This window comes from Curtobacterium sp. CFBP9011, from assembly GCF_034045095.1.
Taxonomy (GTDB): Bacteria; Actinomycetota; Actinomycetes; order Actinomycetales; family Microbacteriaceae; genus Curtobacterium.
The window spans coordinates 183,460-200,753 of sequence record NZ_JAXCWN010000004.1 but is presented as its reverse complement, the minus strand read 5'-3'; the positions used below and the strand labels follow the sequence as shown (position 1 = coordinate 200,753).

The 17,294-nt window shown below is 72.2% G+C and carries 18 protein-coding genes; 5 read left to right on the top strand and 13 right to left on the bottom strand.

Annotated elements, in window-relative coordinates:
* Window positions 1-199: 199 nt before the first annotated feature.
* Together SOM35_RS10610 and SOM35_RS10605 are read right to left on the bottom strand one after the other, a co-directional pair.
* A complete protein-coding gene (locus SOM35_RS10610) occupies window positions 200-712 on the bottom strand; it encodes a methylated-DNA--[protein]-cysteine S-methyltransferase (protein WP_111073992.1) in 513 nt (170 codons plus the stop codon).
* Window positions 709-2,442 (bottom strand): DNA-3-methyladenine glycosylase 2 family protein, encoded by a 1,734-nt coding sequence (locus tag SOM35_RS10605; protein ID WP_320515368.1) that lies wholly within the window; start codon window positions 2,440-2,442, stop codon window positions 709-711. Before SOM35_RS10605 ends, SOM35_RS10610 begins: the two co-directional genes overlap by 4 nt.
* A 104-nt stretch (window positions 2,443-2,546) precedes the next feature.
* Between SOM35_RS10605 and SOM35_RS10600 the strand changes: the two genes are divergently transcribed.
* The gene (locus tag SOM35_RS10600; RefSeq protein ID WP_320515367.1) at window positions 2,547-3,107 is read left to right on the top strand and encodes a molybdenum cofactor biosysynthesis protein; all 561 of its coding nucleotides are present in this window, start codon (window positions 2,547-2,549) and stop codon (window positions 3,105-3,107) included.
* A gap of 97 nt (window positions 3,108-3,204) precedes the next feature.
* On the opposite strand, the gene SOM35_RS10595 is transcribed toward SOM35_RS10600, so the two are convergent.
* The 5 genes from SOM35_RS10595 to folE all read right to left on the bottom strand — a co-directional run bounded on the left by SOM35_RS10595 (window position 3,205) and on the right by folE (window position 6,911).
* Complete coding sequence (locus SOM35_RS10595) at window positions 3,205-3,753, bottom strand: type 1 glutamine amidotransferase domain-containing protein (protein ID WP_320515366.1); 549 nt, start codon at window positions 3,751-3,753, stop codon at window positions 3,205-3,207.
* Between the two features lie 142 nt (window positions 3,754-3,895).
* The gene (locus tag SOM35_RS10590) at window positions 3,896-4,552 is read right to left on the bottom strand and encodes an HAD-IA family hydrolase (protein WP_253465334.1); all 657 of its coding nucleotides are present in this window, start codon (window positions 4,550-4,552) and stop codon (window positions 3,896-3,898) included.
* A gap of 57 nt (window positions 4,553-4,609) precedes the next feature.
* Complete coding sequence (locus SOM35_RS10585; protein WP_320515365.1) at window positions 4,610-5,356, bottom strand: pyrimidine reductase family protein; 747 nt, start codon at window positions 5,354-5,356, stop codon at window positions 4,610-4,612.
* Entirely contained in the window at window positions 5,353-6,294 is a 942-nt protein-coding gene (gene folP / locus SOM35_RS10580; protein WP_320515364.1) for a dihydropteroate synthase, read from the bottom strand. The genes SOM35_RS10585 and folP overlap by 4 nt, the downstream gene beginning before the upstream one ends.
* Window positions 6,294-6,911 carry a GTP cyclohydrolase I FolE gene (folE, locus tag SOM35_RS10575; protein WP_320515465.1) on the bottom strand — a complete coding sequence of 206 codons (618 nt, stop codon included), beginning with the start codon at window positions 6,909-6,911 and terminating at the stop codon, window positions 6,294-6,296. Before folE ends, folP begins: the two co-directional genes overlap by 1 nt.
* A 154-nt stretch (window positions 6,912-7,065) precedes the next feature.
* Between folE and SOM35_RS10570 the strand changes: the two genes are divergently transcribed.
* The gene (locus SOM35_RS10570) at window positions 7,066-8,535 is read left to right on the top strand and encodes an NCS2 family permease (RefSeq protein WP_320515363.1); all 1,470 of its coding nucleotides are present in this window, start codon (window positions 7,066-7,068) and stop codon (window positions 8,533-8,535) included.
* Window positions 8,536-8,564: 29 nt separating this feature from the next.
* On the opposite strand, the gene SOM35_RS10565 is transcribed toward SOM35_RS10570, so the two are convergent.
* Window positions 8,565-9,020: a hypothetical protein gene (locus tag SOM35_RS10565; protein ID WP_320515362.1), complete on the bottom strand. Its 456-nt coding sequence runs from the start codon at window positions 9,018-9,020 to the stop codon at window positions 8,565-8,567.
* A 135-nt stretch (window positions 9,021-9,155) separates the two neighbouring features.
* Here SOM35_RS10565 and SOM35_RS10560 point away from each other — a divergent pair, with 135 nt between their 5' ends.
* Together SOM35_RS10560 and SOM35_RS10555 are read left to right on the top strand one after the other, a co-directional pair.
* Complete coding sequence (locus SOM35_RS10560; protein ID WP_111074002.1) at window positions 9,156-9,419, top strand: hypothetical protein; 264 nt, start codon at window positions 9,156-9,158, stop codon at window positions 9,417-9,419.
* A 49-nt stretch (window positions 9,420-9,468) separates the two neighbouring features.
* Window positions 9,469-9,990, top strand: a complete 522-nt coding sequence (locus SOM35_RS10555) for a DUF1697 domain-containing protein (RefSeq protein ID WP_320515361.1) — start codon at window positions 9,469-9,471, stop codon at window positions 9,988-9,990.
* Window positions 9,991-10,005: 15 nt separating this feature from the next.
* On the opposite strand, the gene budC is transcribed toward SOM35_RS10555, so the two are convergent.
* From budC to SOM35_RS10540, 3 genes are all read right to left on the bottom strand, one after another.
* Window positions 10,006-10,773, bottom strand: a complete 768-nt coding sequence (budC, locus tag SOM35_RS10550; protein ID WP_320515360.1) for a meso-2,3-butanediol dehydrogenase — start codon at window positions 10,771-10,773, stop codon at window positions 10,006-10,008.
* 189 nt (window positions 10,774-10,962) lie between these two features.
* Window positions 10,963-13,470, bottom strand: coding sequence for a glycoside hydrolase family 65 protein (locus SOM35_RS10545; protein WP_320515359.1), 2,508 nt, complete (start codon window positions 13,468-13,470; stop codon window positions 10,963-10,965).
* Window positions 13,467-14,237 (bottom strand): HAD family hydrolase, encoded by a 771-nt coding sequence (locus SOM35_RS10540; protein WP_221848975.1) that lies wholly within the window; start codon window positions 14,235-14,237, stop codon window positions 13,467-13,469. The genes SOM35_RS10545 and SOM35_RS10540 overlap by 4 nt, the downstream gene beginning before the upstream one ends.
* A 159-nt stretch (window positions 14,238-14,396) precedes the next feature.
* On the opposite strand from SOM35_RS10540, the gene SOM35_RS10535 reads away from it, so the two are divergent.
* The gene (locus tag SOM35_RS10535; protein ID WP_320515358.1) at window positions 14,397-15,749 is read left to right on the top strand and encodes an APC family permease; all 1,353 of its coding nucleotides are present in this window, start codon (window positions 14,397-14,399) and stop codon (window positions 15,747-15,749) included.
* Between the two features lie 104 nt (window positions 15,750-15,853).
* Here the strand turns inward: SOM35_RS10535 and SOM35_RS10530 are convergent, their stop codons facing one another.
* Together SOM35_RS10530 and SOM35_RS10525 are read right to left on the bottom strand one after the other, a co-directional pair.
* Window positions 15,854-16,615, bottom strand: coding sequence for an alpha/beta hydrolase (locus SOM35_RS10530; protein WP_320515357.1), 762 nt, complete (start codon window positions 16,613-16,615; stop codon window positions 15,854-15,856).
* Window positions 16,616-16,659: 44 nt separating this feature from the next.
* Window positions 16,660-17,292 carry a PepSY domain-containing protein gene (locus SOM35_RS10525; RefSeq protein WP_320515356.1) on the bottom strand — a complete coding sequence of 211 codons (633 nt, stop codon included), beginning with the start codon at window positions 17,290-17,292 and terminating at the stop codon, window positions 16,660-16,662.
* Window positions 17,293-17,294: the final 2 nt, after the last annotated feature.

Below are 17,294 nucleotides of genomic sequence, written 5' to 3'. Positions count from 1 at the left end.
ACGGCGAGTGGCGCGCCCCCGGTCGTGCGGCACCCGGAGGGTACGACACGCATCGCGCTCGACGCTGATCTCGGTCCACGGAGTTCCGTGGACCACGCCGTCGTCGTGAGTCTGACAGGCCCGGGCCTCCGCGTCACCACCCACGTCCTGGGGGAGCGCTTGATGCTCCCTGTGAACGCGTGACCTGTCCGAGGGGCGCTCAGACGAGGGCGTCGGCGGCCACGGACTCGCGCTCGAGCAACGACCGCTTGACGTCGAGCCCCCAGGCGAACCCCCCGAGTGAGCCGTCGGAGCGCAGGACCCGGTGACAGGGCACGAAGAGGGCGGGAGCGTTCCGGGCGCAGACGCTGGCGGCAGCACGGACGGCGTCCGGGCGCCCCATCGCGCTGGCGAACGCCGTGTACGTCAACGTGGACCCCGCGGGGATGTCCCGGAGCCGCCGCCAGCCCTCGGCGAAGAGCTCGGTGCCGACCTGGTGGACGGGCACCTGCATGGCGTGCTCGGGCTCGCCCGCGTAGTAGGCGTCCACGGCCTCGGCCGCGCGGACCTGCCCGTCGAGGACCCGGGTCGGCCGGTGCCGTTCGGCCAGGCGCGCGAGGATCCGGTCGGGGTCGGCGGTCCACCCCGAGGCGAGGACCCGCCCGCGGTCGTCTTCGAGCACGGTGAAGGGCCCGTCGGGGGTGGAGAGGGTGGTGAGGACGGCGTCGGTCATCGGGGTTCCTTCCCGGAGTTCGTGGAGGTCGCTGCGGTCCGGTCCATCGCGCGATCGATGATCGGCCGCCAGCAGTGCATCGTGAGGTAGCTCCGCCAGGGGGCCACCCGTTCCGACCATAGGGAGAGTTCACGCGCCGTCCCGGGCAGCCCGAGTTCCTGTGCACCGTTCCGCACGGCGAGGTCGCTGTGCAGGAAGAGATCGGGGTGGTGCCGGACCCGGAGTGCGACGTAGTCCGCCGTCCACGGGCCGATGCCCTTCACGGCGAGCAGGCCGGAGCGGAGTTCGTCGAGCGACTGACCACCGTGGACGACGAGGCTGCCGTCCGCGAGCGCCGCTGCGACGCGCATGATCGTGTCGACGCGGGCTGCGGGGCCGCGGAGGACCTCCCGCCCGCGCTCGGCGATCACCGCGGCACGGGGGAACAGCCGGACGACGGGCTCACCGACGTCCGGCGAACCGGGAGAACGCAGAGCACCGGGCGCTCCCGGCACCTCCGGCACGAGTCCCGCCGCCACCTGCTCCCCCAGCGCCGCCACGAGCCGCGTCTGCGCCGTCCGGGCCGCCGCGACGGACACCTGCTGCCCGATGAGGGTGCGGAACACCACCTCATGCGGGTCCACCGCCCCCGGCAGGCGCATGCCGGGCACCCGTGCGACGACCGGTGCGAGCTCAGGCACCGCCGCGAGGGCCGCGTCCACCGCCACCGGATCGGCGTCGAGGTCGAACAACGATCGCACCCGGGCCACGAGGGTGGGCAGGTCGGACAGGTCGGTGAGCCGGACGAGCAGGTCCAGCCCGGTCCGCCCCCGACCGGAACGCGCGCCGGAGGCGCCGGAACCGGACCCGGCCCCGGCCCCGGCCCCGGCCCCGGCGGTACCGGACGCGACCCCGTCGTGGTCCGTGGCCGTCGCGCGGAACCAGCCCGGGCCTCCCGGCAGGTCCAGCACCCGCCCGTACGACGCGACCCGCCCAGCAGCGTCGAAACCGACCTGCTCCATGCCGGCGAGCGCGTGCAACGCGTGCCACTCGAGCAGCCCCTGCACGTCGAACGGCGGCCGCGCCGGCAGGTGCACGCGGAGCGCGCCGTCACCGCCCGGCGCGACCCGCCGTCGGGACCGCAGTTCGGTGGGCGTGAGCGCGAAGACCTCGCGCACGGTGTCGTTGAACTGGCGGACGCTCGCGAACCCGGCGGCGAACGCGACGTCCGTCATCGGCAGGTCGGACGAGGTGAGCAGGGTCCGCGCGGTCTGCGCCCGGTGCGCGCGACTGAGGGCCTTCGGTCCGGCGCCGAGCTCGTCGGTCATGATCCGGTTGAGTTGTCGTTCCGAGTAGCCGACGCGGCTGGCGAGGCCGGGGACGCCCTCCCGGTCGACGACGCCGTCGACGACCAGGCGCATCGCGCGGGCGGCGACGTCCTCGCGGAGGTCCCACTCCGGGCTGCCCGGCGTCGCCTCGGGCAGGCACCGGCGGCAGGCGCGGAAGCCGGCGAGGTGCGCGGCGGCGCTCGTCCGGTAGAAGGTGACGCCGGTCGAGCGGGGCGTGCGGGCGGGGCAACTTGGGCGGCAGTAGATGCCGGTGGAGTGCACGGCGGTGACGAACTGACCGTCGAACCGCGCGTCCCGCGAGGCCGCGATCCGGTACCGCTCGTCGTGCTGTGAGACTGGCTGCGAGACGGGCTGCGCGTCGAGCGGCGCGTCGAGCGGCGCGTCGGCTCCGGTGGTCGTCATGCGGTCAGCCTGGCACGGGCCGACGACACCGGACTGGCGGGAATCGGACGTCGCAGCACCCCGGGTGGACGGGACGGCCGGGAGGCGCGGCTACCGTCGACCGCATGCCTCCCGTCCTCGACCCGGTCGCCTCCGTCGCGCTGCCGCACGCCCGCGACGTCGAGGTGACGATGCTGCTGGTCTCCCGGGGGCACCGCTACGAGGGCCGTCCCGCGGACGGGGCGACACCGGCCGACGAGGAGGAGCTCCGTGACCGCATCGAACTGCGCGCCGGACTCGGCATCGTCGGCGACCGCTACTTCGCGGCCCGGGCGCACGTGCACGCGTCGGTGACCCTGATCGGGCTCGCGGGGCTCGAGGCGGTGGGACGGGAGCTCGGGGTGTCGATCGACCCGGCGGCGACCCGACGGAACGTGTTCCTGCGCGGCGTCGACGTCGAGGCACTGCGGGGCGAGCCGTTCGCCCTGGACTCCGGTGACGGCCCGGTGCTCTTCCGCGGCTACCGGCCGGCGAACCCGTGCGCGTGGATGGACACCGAGGTTGCGCCGGGGGCGTTCCGGGCGATGCGCGGCCGCGGCGGGGTGCGCTGCGACCCGGAATCCGACGGCGTGCTCACCCTCGGCCACGCCGTGCTCCGCACCGCGCACCCGGTCCCCGCCGGCTGAGTCGCGCCGCCTGGTGGGTCCGCGGAACGCAACGTGGGCGGCTCCGCGCAACGGAGTACCGCTGCGCGATGCCGCCCACGTTGCGTGTTGCGAGGGGTCAGGCGAGGGCAGCCTGGATCGCGTCGACGAACGCCGGCAGGTCGCCGGGGTTCCGTGACGTGATGATCGTGCTGCCGGTCTCGTCGACCTGGACCTCCTGGTCGACCCACTCGGCACCGGCGTTGCGGACGTCCGTCTGCAGCGAGGGGAACGAGGTGATCGTGCGACCCGGCAGGACACCGGCCTCGACCAGGGTCCACGGGCCGTGGCAGATCGCCGCGACCGGCTTGCCGGCCTCGACGAACGCCTTCACGAGGTCGATCGCGGTGGCCTCCTGGCGGATGGTGTCGGCGTTGATCGTGCCGCCGGGGACCACGAGGGCGTCGAAGTCGCCGGCCGAGACACCGTCGAGGGTGGTGTCGACGTCGACGTCCTTGCCCGGGTCCTTGTCGCCGACCAGGGTCTGGATCGAGCCCGACTCCTTCGCGGCGACCGTCACGGTGGCGCCGCGCCCACGGAGCTGGTCGGTGGGGACGACGATCTCGTCCTGCTCCACGCCGTAGTTCGTCGCGATGACGAGGATCTTCTTGCCGTCGAGGGCTGCCATGGTCACTCCTTCCGCAGGCCGGGGTCTCCGGCTGCGCACACCACGGTCGTCGGACGCCGCTGGGTGTGTTCGCAGAGCGCAGGGGACGCTCAGCCGGAGTGCGCGGACCGGCCTGACGGTCCGGTCCGGACCGGGCCTGCCGTCAGCCCCGGATGCGGAACCCGTCGCCCTCGGCCGTCACGGTGACCCCGTCGTACCCCGTGATGCGCACCAGGTCCGCCGGCAGGTCGGCGGAGGCGAGCGTCCCGACGGCGACGGTCGTCGCACCGGAGGCGAGCGCGGCCTCCAGTCCGGCCGGGGCGTCCTCGAAGGCCAGGCAGTCCTCGGCCGCGACGCCGAGCAGGGCGGCACCGCGCAGGTAGCCGTCCGGGTGGGGTTTGCCGTGCTCGACGTCGTCGGCGGCGACCACGGCGTCCGGGACGGGCACGTCGGCGGCCCGCATCCGGTTCACGGCGAGGTCCCGCGGGGCGCTGGTGACGAGCGCGACCGGCACACCTGCGGCCAGGAGCCGTCGGACGAACGCACCGGCGCCGGGGACCTCGATGATGCCGTCGGTGTTCTCGACCTCGTCGTTGACGAGCTCGAGCGCGACCCGGCGCTGCTCGTCGGGAGCCAGGTCGGGCAGGAAGTGGCGGATCGTGTCGATCGTCTGTCGGCCGTGCGAGAAGCCGAGGATCGTCTGCGGGTCGAGGTCGTGCTCGGCACCGAAGCGGCCCCACGCACCCTCGACGATGGCGGTCGAGTCGACGAGCGTCCCGTCCATGTCGAACAGGACCCCGGACACCACGACGTCGATCACGCGCCCGACCCTACCCGGCAGGCGTGACGTGCAGCGGGACGAGCAGGGGGGTCCTCGTCAGCGCGCCCGGACGTACCGCGTCAACAGCACGTCCCCGGCCCCGTGCAGCACGTGCGCGAGCCGCATCGGCCGGAGTTCTGGCGACGACCCGTGCACGATGCGGCCGCCGTCGCCGCCCTCGAGCGACGGGTCGATCGACAGGCACAGCTCGTCGACCAGGTCGGCCGCCACCAGGGCGCCGAGGAAGGACGGCCCACCCTCGCAGTGGATCGTGCGGAGGCCCCGGTCGACCAGGGCGGCCCGGACTTGTGCCGGGTCGACGGCGTCGTCGCCGCAGGACACCACGTCGGCGACGGCCTCGAGCGCGTGCCGCCGCTCCGGGTCCGCGGACGCCGAGGTGAGGACGACCGGTCGGACCGGCGCCTCGGTGAACACCCGCGAGGCCGGGTCGAGGCCGAGCGACCCCGTCACGATCGCGAACACCGGGTGGTCGGGCAGTCCGTGCTCTCGACGCCAAGCGACGTCGGCGTCGTGCAGCACCATCGGCCCGTACCCCTCGTCGCGGACGGTGCCCGCGGCGACCAGGACGACGTCGGCGACGCGGCGCAGCAGGTCGAACACGCGCAGGTCGTCGTCACCGCCGAGGGAGCCGGACTTGCCGGCCGCGGTGGCGGATCCGTCGAGGGAGCTGACGAAGTTCACGCGGAGCCAGCCGCCGTCAGCGGTGCCCTCGGCACCGTCGGTGTAGGCGGCGAGCAGCTCGTCGTCGGACAGGTCGGCGATCGGGTCGGGCAGGTGCGTCACGTGTTGTGCCTCGCTTCCAGGGGGGCGCGCCAGCCGAGGACGGTCTCGACCATGCGCATCGCGTCGACCGACTCGACGACGTCGTGCATCCGGACGATGCGGGCACCGAGCATGGCGCTGACCGTCGCGGCCGCCAACGACCCGGACAGCCGTTCACCGCGGGGACGGCCGAGGCTCTCCCCCACGAAGTCCTTGTTCGACACCGCGGCGAGGACCGGGTAGCCGAGGGCGACGACCTCCGGCAGACGCCGGGTCAGCTCCAGCGTGTGCACGGTCGTCTTGTTGAGGTCGTGTCCGGGGTCGATGATGATCCGGTCCTCGGGGATGCCGGCCTCGAGCGCCCGGTCGACGCGCAGCCGCAGGAAGGCCGCGATCTCGCCCGCCACGTCGGCGTACTGCGGCTTCGGGTACTGCTGGCGCGGTGCCGCGAGCGAGTGCGTGATGACGATCGTCGCATCCGAGTCCGCCACGACGGCGGCCATCCGCGGGTCGGCCAGGCCGGTGGTGTCGTTGACCACACTGGCACCGGCGGCGATCGCGGCGGCCGCGACCTCGGGCCGGAAGGTGTCGACGCTGATCGTGACGTCGGACTGCTGCGCGACCTGCTCGACGACGGGCAGGACGCGCTCGATCTCGTCGGCGGCGGACAGCTCCGGCCCGGGGGCGAACTTCACGCCGCCGATGTCGACCCAGTCGGCGCCCTGTTCGGCGGCGGTGACGGCGGCCTCGACCGCGCGGTCGAGCGCGAAGGTCCGGCCCTTGTCATGGAACGAGTCCGGCGTGCGGTTCACGATCGCCATCACGGCGATGCGGTGGTCGAAGTCGAAGGTGCGGCGGCCGATGGTGCGGACGGGTTCGCGCAGGTCCGGCACCACCCACCCGGGTCCGGACGACGCGGCCGCACCGGACGGGAGGCCCGTGCCGAGTCCGACGCGCATCAGGCGTCCGCCCCGGTGTCGGTGCTGCTGCCGGTGCCGCTGCTAGCTCCTGCTCCGCTGCCGATCAGCGCGATCGCCTCGGCCCGGCCCGCCGCGTCGGCGAGGATCCCGCTCGCCGCGACGGTGACGGTCGTGGAGCTCGTCTGCCGCTCCCCCCGGGTCGTCACGCACTGGTGCTGGGCGTCGAGGACGACCAGGACGCCGCGCGCCTCGAGGCCGTCCTGCACCGCCTGGACGACCTGCTCGCCGAGACGCTCCTGCAGCTGCGGGCGGGAGGCCAGCGCCTCCACCACCCGCGCCAGCGTCCCGAGGCCGATGAGCCGCTCGCCCGGGGCGTACGCCAGGTGCGCGGTGCCGAGGAACGGCAGCAGGTGGTGCTCGCACACCGACCGGAACAGGATGTCGCGGACGATCACCAGGTCACCGCGCTCGCCGTCGCCGGCGGGCACCGTGCCGTCGCGGGCGATCTGCGTCGCGTCCTGGTCGAGCCCGCGGAAGAACTCCGTGTAGGCGTCGGCGACCCGCTGCGGGGTCCGCTCCAGTCCGGGTCGGTCGGGGTCTTCGCCGATGCCCGCCAGCAGCTCTCGCACGGCGGCCTCGACACGGGCACGGTCCATGCGCTGCGTCACCCGGTCATCCAACACCGCCCGGCGGGGGTGCGACTGGACACGGAACGCGGTGACGTACCCCGATCACGGGGAACGGGCCTCCCGGATGGCTACCCTGCGGCCGCGACGTGCCGGCGGTCCCAGGTTCCTTTAAACTCCCCCGGTGAGCGCCCCGCAGACATCCAGCCCGCCCCGGAACAGCGTCGCATCCGGCCTCGACCGCTTCTTCTCGGTCACGAAGCGCGGATCGACGATCCCCCGAGAGATCCGTGGTGGTCTCGTCTCCTTCGTGACGATGGCCTACATCGTCATCCTCAACCCGCTCATCCTCGGCGGGTTCAGCGCCGACCAGGCCGCCAAGGACGTCAATGGCGGATGGCTCGAGAACGCTCAGGTGGCCGCGGCCACCGGCCTGGTCGCCGGTCTCATGACCATCGCGATGGGTGTGGTCGCGAACCTGCCGTTCGGCATCGCGGCGGGCCTGGGGATCAACTCGTTCCTCGCCGTCAGCGTCGTCCACCAGGTGACGTGGGCCGAGGCGATGGGCCTCGTCGTCATCAACGGCGTGATCATCGTGATCCTGGCGTTGACGGGCATCCGGACGATGATCTTCACCGCCGTGCCCGCGCAGCTCAAGGCGGCGATCACGGTCGGCATCGGCCTGTTCATCGCGTTCATCGGTCTGGTCGACTCCGGCTTCGTGCGCTCCTCGGGGCTCGCCTCGCCGCCGCTGCAGCTCGGTGAGGACGGCTCGGTCGGGGCCCTGCCGACGATCGTGTTCCTCATCGGCCTGGTGATCATCGGCACGCTGATGGCCCGCAAGGTCAAGGGCGCGCTGCTCATCGGCATCATCGCGACGACGATCATCGCGATCATCCTGCAGGCGGTGTTCCACGTGCCGACCTCGGTCGACTCGAAGACCGGCTGGAACCTCAACGCCCCGGGCCTGCCGAGCGCCCTGTTCGCCCTGCCCGACCTGTCGCTCGTCGGTCAGTTCGACTTCGGCGCCTTCGCCCGGATCGGCCCGCTCGCCGCGTCGATGCTCGTCTTCACGCTGGTCTTCACGAACTTCTTCGACGCCATGGGCACGATGACCGGGCTCGCGAAGGCCGCCGGGGTCGCGGAGAAGGACGGCACATTCCCCCGTCTCCGCGCCGCGCTCGTCGTCGAGGGTGCCGGTGCGATCGCCGGTGGTGGCGCCTCGGTGTCGTCGAACACGGTGTTCATCGACTCCGCCGCCGGCATCGGCGAGGGCGCCCGGACCGGCATGGCCTCGGTCGTGACCGGCCTGCTGTTCCTGGCGTCGATGTTCCTCACGCCGCTGACACAGGTGGTCCCGCTCGAGGTCGCCGCCGCCGGACTCGTCGTGGTCGGCGCGCTCATGGTCGCGCAGGTCGCGGACATCGACTGGTCGGACTTCGGCTCGGCGCTGCCGGCGTTCCTGACCATCGTCGTGATGCCGCTGACGTACTCGATCGCGAACGGCATCGGCGCGGGCTTCATCAGCTGGGTGCTCATCAAGGCGCTGTCCGGCAAGGGCCGGCAGGTTTCGTGGCTGCTGTACGTCGTCGCCGCGGGCTTCCTGCTCTACTTCGCCCGCGGCCCGCTGGAGACGGCGCTCGGAGTCGGCTGACCCGACCCGGGACGGACGGGAGGCGCGGCTCAGTCCGGCAGGTCGGTGGGCGTCGCCTCGTGGTGGCGGTGGGCCGGCGTGCGCCGGTCCTCCTTCATGCCCGCCTCGAACAGGTGGCGCCTGCCGCCGACGAGCTGCTCGCGTGCGGTCCGCTCCAGCTCCTTGACGGTCGCGTAGTAGCCGTCGTCGTAGTCCTCGACGATCTGGAACGTCCACCGTCCGGCGATCACGTTCCGGCCGACGAGCTCGGTGTCGATGCGGTCCGCAAGTTCGGTGTGTCCGGCCTTCCGCAGCTGCTCCACCGCCTCGCCGATGTTCAGGTCGGCGGTGCCGGTCAGTCGGTGGAACCCGTAGAGCAGACCGCGGGCGTGCTCGATGACCTCGAGCGCCGCGGACAGGCTGCCGAGCGCCTCGACCGTCGCTTCGGAGACCCCGTCCGGGACCTGGTGTGCGGCGTCGGGACCCTGGCTGTCGTCGTTCGTCATGATGCTCGTCTACACGACTGCTCCTCGGCCCGTTGTCGGTGTCCGCCACGGGACGAACGCGGCGCGCCGGAGCGGTTGCGGGTGTCGGATGGCCGACCTAGCATTCGAACACACGTTCGAACGAGGAGGCTCCTGATGATGATCGTCGACACCGCGGTCACCGTGTGGTGGACCGGTGGCACACCCGTCCGACTGGTCTGGCTGGGCCGGCGCTGGCGCGTCACCGACGTCCCGACCCGACTGACCACGACCCCGACCGACCTGCCCACCGCGATCACCCACGCACCGGAACGCACCGCCGGGTGGCGTTTCCAGGCGACCGCCGAGGACGGCGAGACCCTGGTGGTCGACATCGTCCCGGACGGCAGCGGGTGGACCGTCGCCCGGACGTGGACGTGAGCACCGGGTGGGTGTGGACCCCGACCCGACGCCGCGCTACGGTCACCGCATGACGACCTGGGTCGCCCTGCTGCGCGGGGTCAACGTGAACGGCATCACGATCCGGAGCGCCGACCTGGCCGAGCTGTTCTGTTCCCTGGGGCACATCGACGTCCGGACGGTCCTGGCCTCGGGCAACGTCGTGTTCACCGCGGCGGACCCCGTCGAGCCCGCGGCGCTGCGGTCGTCCGTGGAGCAGGCACTCCGCAAGCGCTTCGGCTACGACGCCTGGATCGTGCTCGTGCGCCACGACGCCCTGGCCGGCCTCGTCGCGGGGTTCCCCTTCGCATCGACGGCCGACCGGCACGACTCCGTGGTGTTCGCCTCCGACCCCGCGGCTCTCGACGACCTGCTCGCCGGACTCGACCTCGATCCGTCGGTCGAGCAGGTCGCCCGCGGGGACGGCGTCGTCTACTGGTCGTGCCCGAAGGGGTCGAGCACGTCGACCGCCTTCGCGAAGCGCGCCGCAGCTGCCCGGTTCAAGCGGACCACGACGGCCCGCAACACGAACACGCTCCGCAAGCTGCTCTGACCGGAGCAGCTGGGATCAGGCCTGCGCCGGCTGCCCGTTGCTCGCCATCGTGCCGCCGTCGACGGGCAGGATCGCGCCCGTGATGAACGACGCCTCGTCGCTCGCCAGGAACAGCACCGCCGCCGCGACCTCCTCGGACCGGCCGCCGCGGCCGAGGGCGATCCGCTCCGAGAACTCCCGCTTCAGCTCCTCGTCCTCCGCCTGCGACTGCGTCAGGTCCGTCCAGATCAGGCCCGGGGCGACGGCGTTCACGCGGACGCCGAACCCGCCGTTGTCGAGCGCCGCCGCCTTCGTGAAGTTCGAGACGCCGCCCTTCGCCGCGTTGTAGGGGCTCATCCGCCAGTCCGCGGCCTCACCGGACACCGACGAGGTGTTCACGATCGAGCCCTTCGTCTCGCGGAGGAACGGCAGCGCCACCCGGGTGCCGTAGAACACGCTCGACAGGTCCGTCTCGACGACACGGTGCCACTCGGCGGGCGAGATGTCCGTGATGTCGCCCGAGGTGAACGTCCCGGCGTTGTTGACCAGCACGTCGAGCCGGTCCCACCGGTCGATCGCCGCGTCGACGATCGTCTGCCAGGCGTCCGGGTCGGCGACGTCGGCCTGCAGCCACAGTGCCTGTTCCGTCGGCAGGGAGTCGGCGACGTCGCGCACCTTGTCCTCGACGCTGTCGACCAGGACGACCCCGGCACCCTCCGCGACGAACGCGCGTGCGGTGGCCTCGCCGATGCCGGACCCCGCGCCGGTGACGATCGCGACCTTGCCCTCGAACCGCTTGCCCATGGTGTCTTCCTCTCGCGTCGGTGGTCCCCTCGTCAGGGACACCGTCGGCCCGGAGGACACGGGAGACCACGGTGCCCGCCCCGCCCTGGACGGGAGTCCAGGCGGAGGCGGGCATCGGTGGCGGACGGAGGGCGGGCCTCCCGGCCGGATCAGGCGATCAGGCGATCAGGCGATCAGGCGATCAGGCGATCAGGCGGTGGTGTCCTCGTTCTCCATGTCGCGTTCCAGCGAGATCGTCGGGATGGAGGCGGTGATCACCGAACCATCGGCGCGGAGCGTCCCCTGGATGTCACTGGTGGTCGGCGCGTGGCCGGCCATCCGCGGACCCTGGTGCGGCAGCGGGACGACGGTCGGGTCGCCCGGGCGGACCTCGATCTGCTGGTTGTGGACCCACGCGTCGAAGCCGTCACCGGTCTCGACCGTGAAGGTCAGCACCTTCTGCTCGAGGTCGACGCGCACCCGTGAACCGTGGACGGTCATCCGGTACGTCAGACGGTCCCAGTCGACCGGCAGCCGCGGGTTGAACGACAGTCGTCCGCCGTGGTCGCGCATGCCGCCGAAGCCGTTGACGAGTGCACCCCAGATGCCGCCGGTCGACGCGATGTGCACGCCGTCGGTGGTGTTGCCGTGCAGGTCGGCGAGGTCGACGTAGAGCGCCGTCTGGAAGTACTGGCCGGCGAGCTCGTGGTAGCCGACCTCGGCCGCCATGATCGACTGCACGACGGCCGACAGCGTCGAGTCGCCCGTGGTCAGGGCGTCGTAGTAGTCGAAGTCACGACGCTTCTCGGCCGGCGTGAACTCGTGGCCCTGCAGGAACAGGGCGAGCACGACGTCGGCCTGCTTGAGCACCTGGAACCGGTAGATGACCAGCGGGTGGTAGTGCAGCAGCAGCGGCCGCTTGGACTCGGGCGTGCGCTCGAGGTCCCACAGCTCCTTGTCGAGGAACTGGGCGTCCTGCGGGTGGATGCCGCGGTGCGGGTCGAACGGGATCTCCATCGACTCGGCCGCGCGCTCCCAGCTCTCGACCTCGGACTGGTCGAGGCCGGTCCGACGGATCATCCGCGCGTACTCGTCCGGGTCGTCCACGGCGAGGTGGCGGCAGGCGTTGACGGCGGACCAGAGGTTCGCCCGGGCCATCACGTTCGTGTACATGTTGTCGTCGACGACGGTCGTGTACTCGTCCGGGCCGGTGACGCCGTCGATGTGGAACTTCTGGTCGCCGTTCGAACGCCAGAACCCCAGGTCCTCCCACAGACGGGCGGTCTCGACCAGGATGTCGATCGCACCGCGCTTGAGGAAGTCGGTGTCGCCGGAGGCCCGCACGTACTGCATCAGGGCATGGGCGATGTCGGCGTCGATGTGGTACTGCGCGGTGCCGGCGGCGTAGTACGCGCTGGACTCCTCACCGTTGATCGTGCGCCACGGGAAGAGGGCACCGCGCTGGTTCAGCTCGCGGGCACGGGACCGTGCGGCGTCGAGCATGTTGTAGCGGAAGCGGAGGGCGTTCCGGGCGACGATCGGTGCCGTGTACGACAGGAACGGCAGGACGTAGATCTCCATGTCCCAGAAGTAGTGGCCGCCGTAGCCGGAGCCGGTGACGCCCTTCGCCGCGATGCCGTGGCCGTCGGTGCGGGCAGTCGCCTGCGCCAGCTGGAACAGGTTCCAGCGGACGGCCTGCTGCACCTCGGGCTGGCCGGCGACCTCGACGTCGCTGCGGGCCCAGTAGTCGTCGAGCCACTTGCGCTGCTCGCCGAAGACCTGCTCCACGCTCTCGTACTTCGCGCGGTCCAGGGTGCGGTCGCAGCGGTCGGCGAGCTCGCGCGCCGGGACCCCGCGGGACGTGTGGTAGACGACGCTCTTGACCAGGCGGATCGGCTGCCCGGCCTTCGCCTGCACCCGGTAGACGTGCTTCGCCAGGTCGTCCTCGATGCTCGAGGTCTCGTCCCAGCTGTTCTCGGTCTCGAGCCGGTGCTCGACGCCGACGCAGATCGTCATGCCCGAGCTGGCCGCCTGGTAGCCGAGCAGGGACCGCGAACCCGCGTTCCGCTTGAGCCGCGGCTGCAGCACCCGGTCGGTGAAGGACTCGGCCTTGCGCGGGTCGAACGCCGCTGCGGCCGCCTTCATGCCGGCGTGGTACTCGTCGGCGACGTCCTGGCGGTTGAGCACCTGGCTCGACAGCAGGACCGAGGCGTCGTGGTCGAGCATGGTGACCTCGTAGTCGATGACGGCGAGGTGCCGCTCGACGAAGGACACCAGGCGCCGGGAGCGGATGAGCACCCGCTTGCCGGACGGCGTCGACCACTCGGTCTCACGCAGCAGGTAGCCGCCGCGGAAGTCGAGCCGGCGGCTGTGGCGGAGGATGTCGGCCTCGGACAGGACGAGCGGCTCGTCGTCGACGTACAGCCGGATGACCTTGGCGTCGGGGACGTTGATGATCGTCTGCCCGGTCTTCGCGAAGCCGAACGCGGTCTCGGCGTGCCGGATCGGCCAGGTCTCGTGGAAGCCGTTGATGTACGTGCCGTACTGCACGCCGCCGCGGCCCTCGTCGAAGTTGCCGCGGAGACCGAGGTACCCGTTGCCGACGGCGAAGTTCGTCTCGTCGACGCCCTGCTCGTCCGCGTACTCGGTCTCGATCAACGCCCACTCGTCGACCGGGTACCGGACGCGGTCGAGGGGGTCGGAGGTGATGGGGTTCATGCGGTCTTCCCGGAGTCGGCAGCAGACAGGTCGGGCAGCAGGTCGGCGAGGTCCGTCACGACGAGGTCCGCACCGTGCTCGCGGAGGGCGTCGGCACCGGCGCCGCGGTCGACCCCGATGACGAGCCCGAACGCGCCGTTGCGGCCGGCTTCGACCCCGCTGGTGGCGTCCTCGACCACGACGCACTCGGCGGCGGTCAGGCCGAACCGCGTCGCGGCGTCCAGGTAGGTGTCCGGCGCGGGCTTGCCGGCCAGACCGTCGGCGCGGGCCACGGCACCGTCGACGATGACGTCGAAGCGGTCGATGATGCCCGCGGTCCGGAGCACCTGCTTCGCGTTCGCGGAGCTGGAGACCACAGCGACCTCGTACCCGGCGTCGATCGCCGCGGTGAGGAACCGCAGCGACCCCGGGTACGGCGAGACGCCGTGCTCCTGCAGCTCGGCGGTGAACTCGGCGTTCTTCCGGTTGCCGAGCCCGCACACGGTGTCGAGCGTGGGGTCGTCGTCCGGGGTGCCCTCGGGGACGTCGATGCCGCGGGCCTGCAGCAGCGACCTGACCCCGTCGTACCGGGGCTTGCCGTCGACGTACGCGAAGTAGTCCTGCTCCGTGTACGGCGCGACCCCGTGGTGCTCGAGGTAGGGCGTGAAGAGGCGACTCCAGGCACGCATGTGCACCTCGGCCGTGGGCGTCAGGACGCCGTCCAGGTCGAAGAGGAGGGCTCGCTGGTCAGCGAGCGGTGCAGGGGTTCGCCGATCCGACGACGTCATGGGCAGACCTTCCAGGGGAGCGGTGTCGAACACGTTTGCTGCGGGGTCAACTCTAGGACCGCTCCGCCGCCGCGTGTTCCACGCTGGGGAGTGTGCCGCCCGGTCCGGGGAGCGCGGATCTGGACCACCGTCCAGCCGGGTGCCGGGACGCTCGCGGGCATGACCTCTGACACCGTAGCGCCGCCGCAGGACGGGACCGGATCGAAGCTGAAGCAGGCGATCACCGGCCCTCTGCTGTTCCTGTTCATCCTGGGCGACGTGCTCGGGGCGGGCATCTACGCCCTGATGGGCACCCTGTCGAAGGACGTCGGCGGCGCACTCTGGGCACCGCTCGTGCTCGCCCTGCTGCTGGCCCTGCTGACCGCGGGTTCCTACGCCGAACTCGTCACGAAGTACCCGAAGGCCGGCGGCGCCGCGGTGTTCGCCGAGCGGGCGTACAAGGTGCCGCTGGTGTCGTTCCTGGTCGGGTTCTCGATGCTCGCCGCCGGGGTCACGAGTGCCGCGGGGCTGTCGCTCGCCTTCGCCGGCGACTACCTCGGCACGTTCATCGACGTCCCGCCGGTGCCGGCCGCGATCGTGTTCCTGGCCCTCGTCGCCTGCCTCAACGCCCGCGGCATCTCAGATTCGCTGCGGAGCAACGTCGTCATGACGATCATCGAGCTGTCCGGCCTGGTCATCGTGATCGTCACGGTCGCGGTGATGATGGGTGGCGGCGGCGGTGACGTCTCGCGCGTCGGGGCGTTCCCGGCCGAGGCGAACCCGGCCCTCGCGACCCTCAGCGCGGCCATCGTCGCCTACTACTCGTTCGTCGGCTTCGAGACGTCCGCCAACGTCGCCGAGGAGGTCCGGGAACCCCGCAAGGTCTACCCGCGCGCCCTGTTCGGCTCCCTCGCCACCGCCGGCGTCGTCTACGTGCTCGTCGCACTCGCGAGCTCGATCGCCCTGCCCGCGTCCGAGCTGTCCGACTCGAGCGGCCCGCTGCTCGCGGTCGTCGCCGCGACCGGCGTGCCGATCCCGGACTGGGTGTTCAGCATCATCGCCCTGGTCGCGGTGGCGAACGGCGCGCTGCTCACGATGATCATGGCGAGCCGTGTCACCTACGGCATGGCCGAGCAGCGCCTGCTGCCGCGGCTGCTCGGCAAGGTCCTGGCGAACCGGAAGACCCCGTGGACGGCGATCGTCGCGACGACCGTGGTCGCGATGCTGCTCACGCTGGTCGGGGACGTCGGCACGCTCGCCGAGACCGTCGTGCTGCTGCTGCTCTTCGTGTTCATCAGCACGAACGTCGCGGTCCTGGTGCTGCGGAAGGACCGGGTGGAGCACGAGCACTTCCGGGTGTGGACGTTCGTGCCCGTGCTCGGGGTCGCGTCCTGCATCCTGCTGCTCACCCAGCAGAGCGGGCAGGTCTGGCTGTACGCGGCGGTCCTGCTCGCGGTCGGCGTGGTCCTGTACTTCGTCGCCCGCGCGACGCGGGGTCGCGACCGCACCGACTCGGGGACGTCGGCTTCCTGACGGGGGTGGGGCGGGCCTCCCGGCCGGACTGGAGGCCCGCCCCACGTCCGCCACGCAGCCCGGGCCCGCGCGCTGACCCTTGTACGTGCGCTGGCCCGTGCGCGTCAGCGCAGGTCGCGCACCCAGCTCTCGATCGCGGCGGTGATCGCCCGCCGTGCCTCGTCGGGGCTGATCGTCGCCGTCCGGTCGCCCGGCTGCGCCCCGTACGCGCCGAAGTCGGCGTGGTTCGCGCCGGTGACCCGCGTCATCGTGGCGTCTGACGGGAGTTCCTCGCGGGCAGCGGCGACCTTGTCCGGCGTCGACAGGCCGTCGCGTGAACCGGAGACGCTGAGCACGTCGAGGTCGGTGGCCGACAGGTCGTTCGCGCAGTAGCTGCCGAGCAGCAGCAGGCCGGCGACGTCGGGACCGTCGGCCAGCTGGCAGGCGCGGACGCCGCCGAGGGAATGGCCGCCGACGGCCCAGGTGCGGACCTCGGGGGCGTGCGCCTGGAAGACCGAGAGGGCCCGGGTGTCGAAGAACGCCAGGTTGAGGGTCGGCTTCGTGATCACGACCGTCGTACCGTCGGCGACCACCTGCCGGAAGGTCGCCATGTAGGCGTACGCGTCGACCTTCGCGCCGGGGACGAACACGACGCCGACGCCGTCCGGGGTGCCCGTCGGGGTCATCACGACGGAGTCGCCGGCGTCGCGGACGGACACCCGGTCGTCACGCCAGACGGTGAGGGCGGCCGAGCGGGTGCCCTGCATGACGATGTGCGCCCAGACGAGGAACACCAGGACCAGCACGAGCAGGACGGCCAGGACCCACCCGCCGATCCGCAGCACGCGGTGGCGGGGGGCTGGCGTGGTTCGTCCGTCGGTGCTCACGCCGCCGACGCTACTGCCACCGCCTGACCCGCACGACACGGGGGTCAGTCGTCGGTGTCGACCGTGTTCGTGACGACCTCGCCGCTGCCGGCGTCGATGCGGATGCTGTGCTTCGTGCCGGACGCGTCGCGCACGTCGCCCTCCCAGACGACCGCGCCGGCGTGGTCGTCGAGGCCGAGCTCGGTCACGGTGCCGGAGACGGCCTTCGTCAGGGCGGAGGCCGCCTGGGCGACGGACAGGTCGGCGGCACCGACGAACCGCTTCGCCTCGGCGACGTCGTCCGCGTCCGAGGTCTCCTTCGTCGGGCCGGCCGTGGTGCGCCGGCCGTCGGCGTCGACGTGGACCTCCTGCTCACGGCCGTCGGCGGTGACGACGAGGACCTCCCACGAGGTGCCGCCGGCCTCCTGCTCGATCGCGGTCACGGTGCCGGAGCCGACGGCCTTCCGGGCGGTCGCGGCGGCGGTCGGGAGGGCGTCGTTGCCGGCGGTGGCGGCGGCGCTGCTGCCGTCCGACGCGACCGACGGCGCGGACGCTGCGGGCGCGGACGCTGCCGGTGCGGCCACGTCGTCGCGGTCGTCGTCGTCCGACGAGCAGCCGGTGAGCGCCAGGGCCCCGACGAGCGGGAGTGCGGTGAGGAGGGCGATGCGGCGGGCGGTGGTCTTCGTCGTGGTCTGCATGG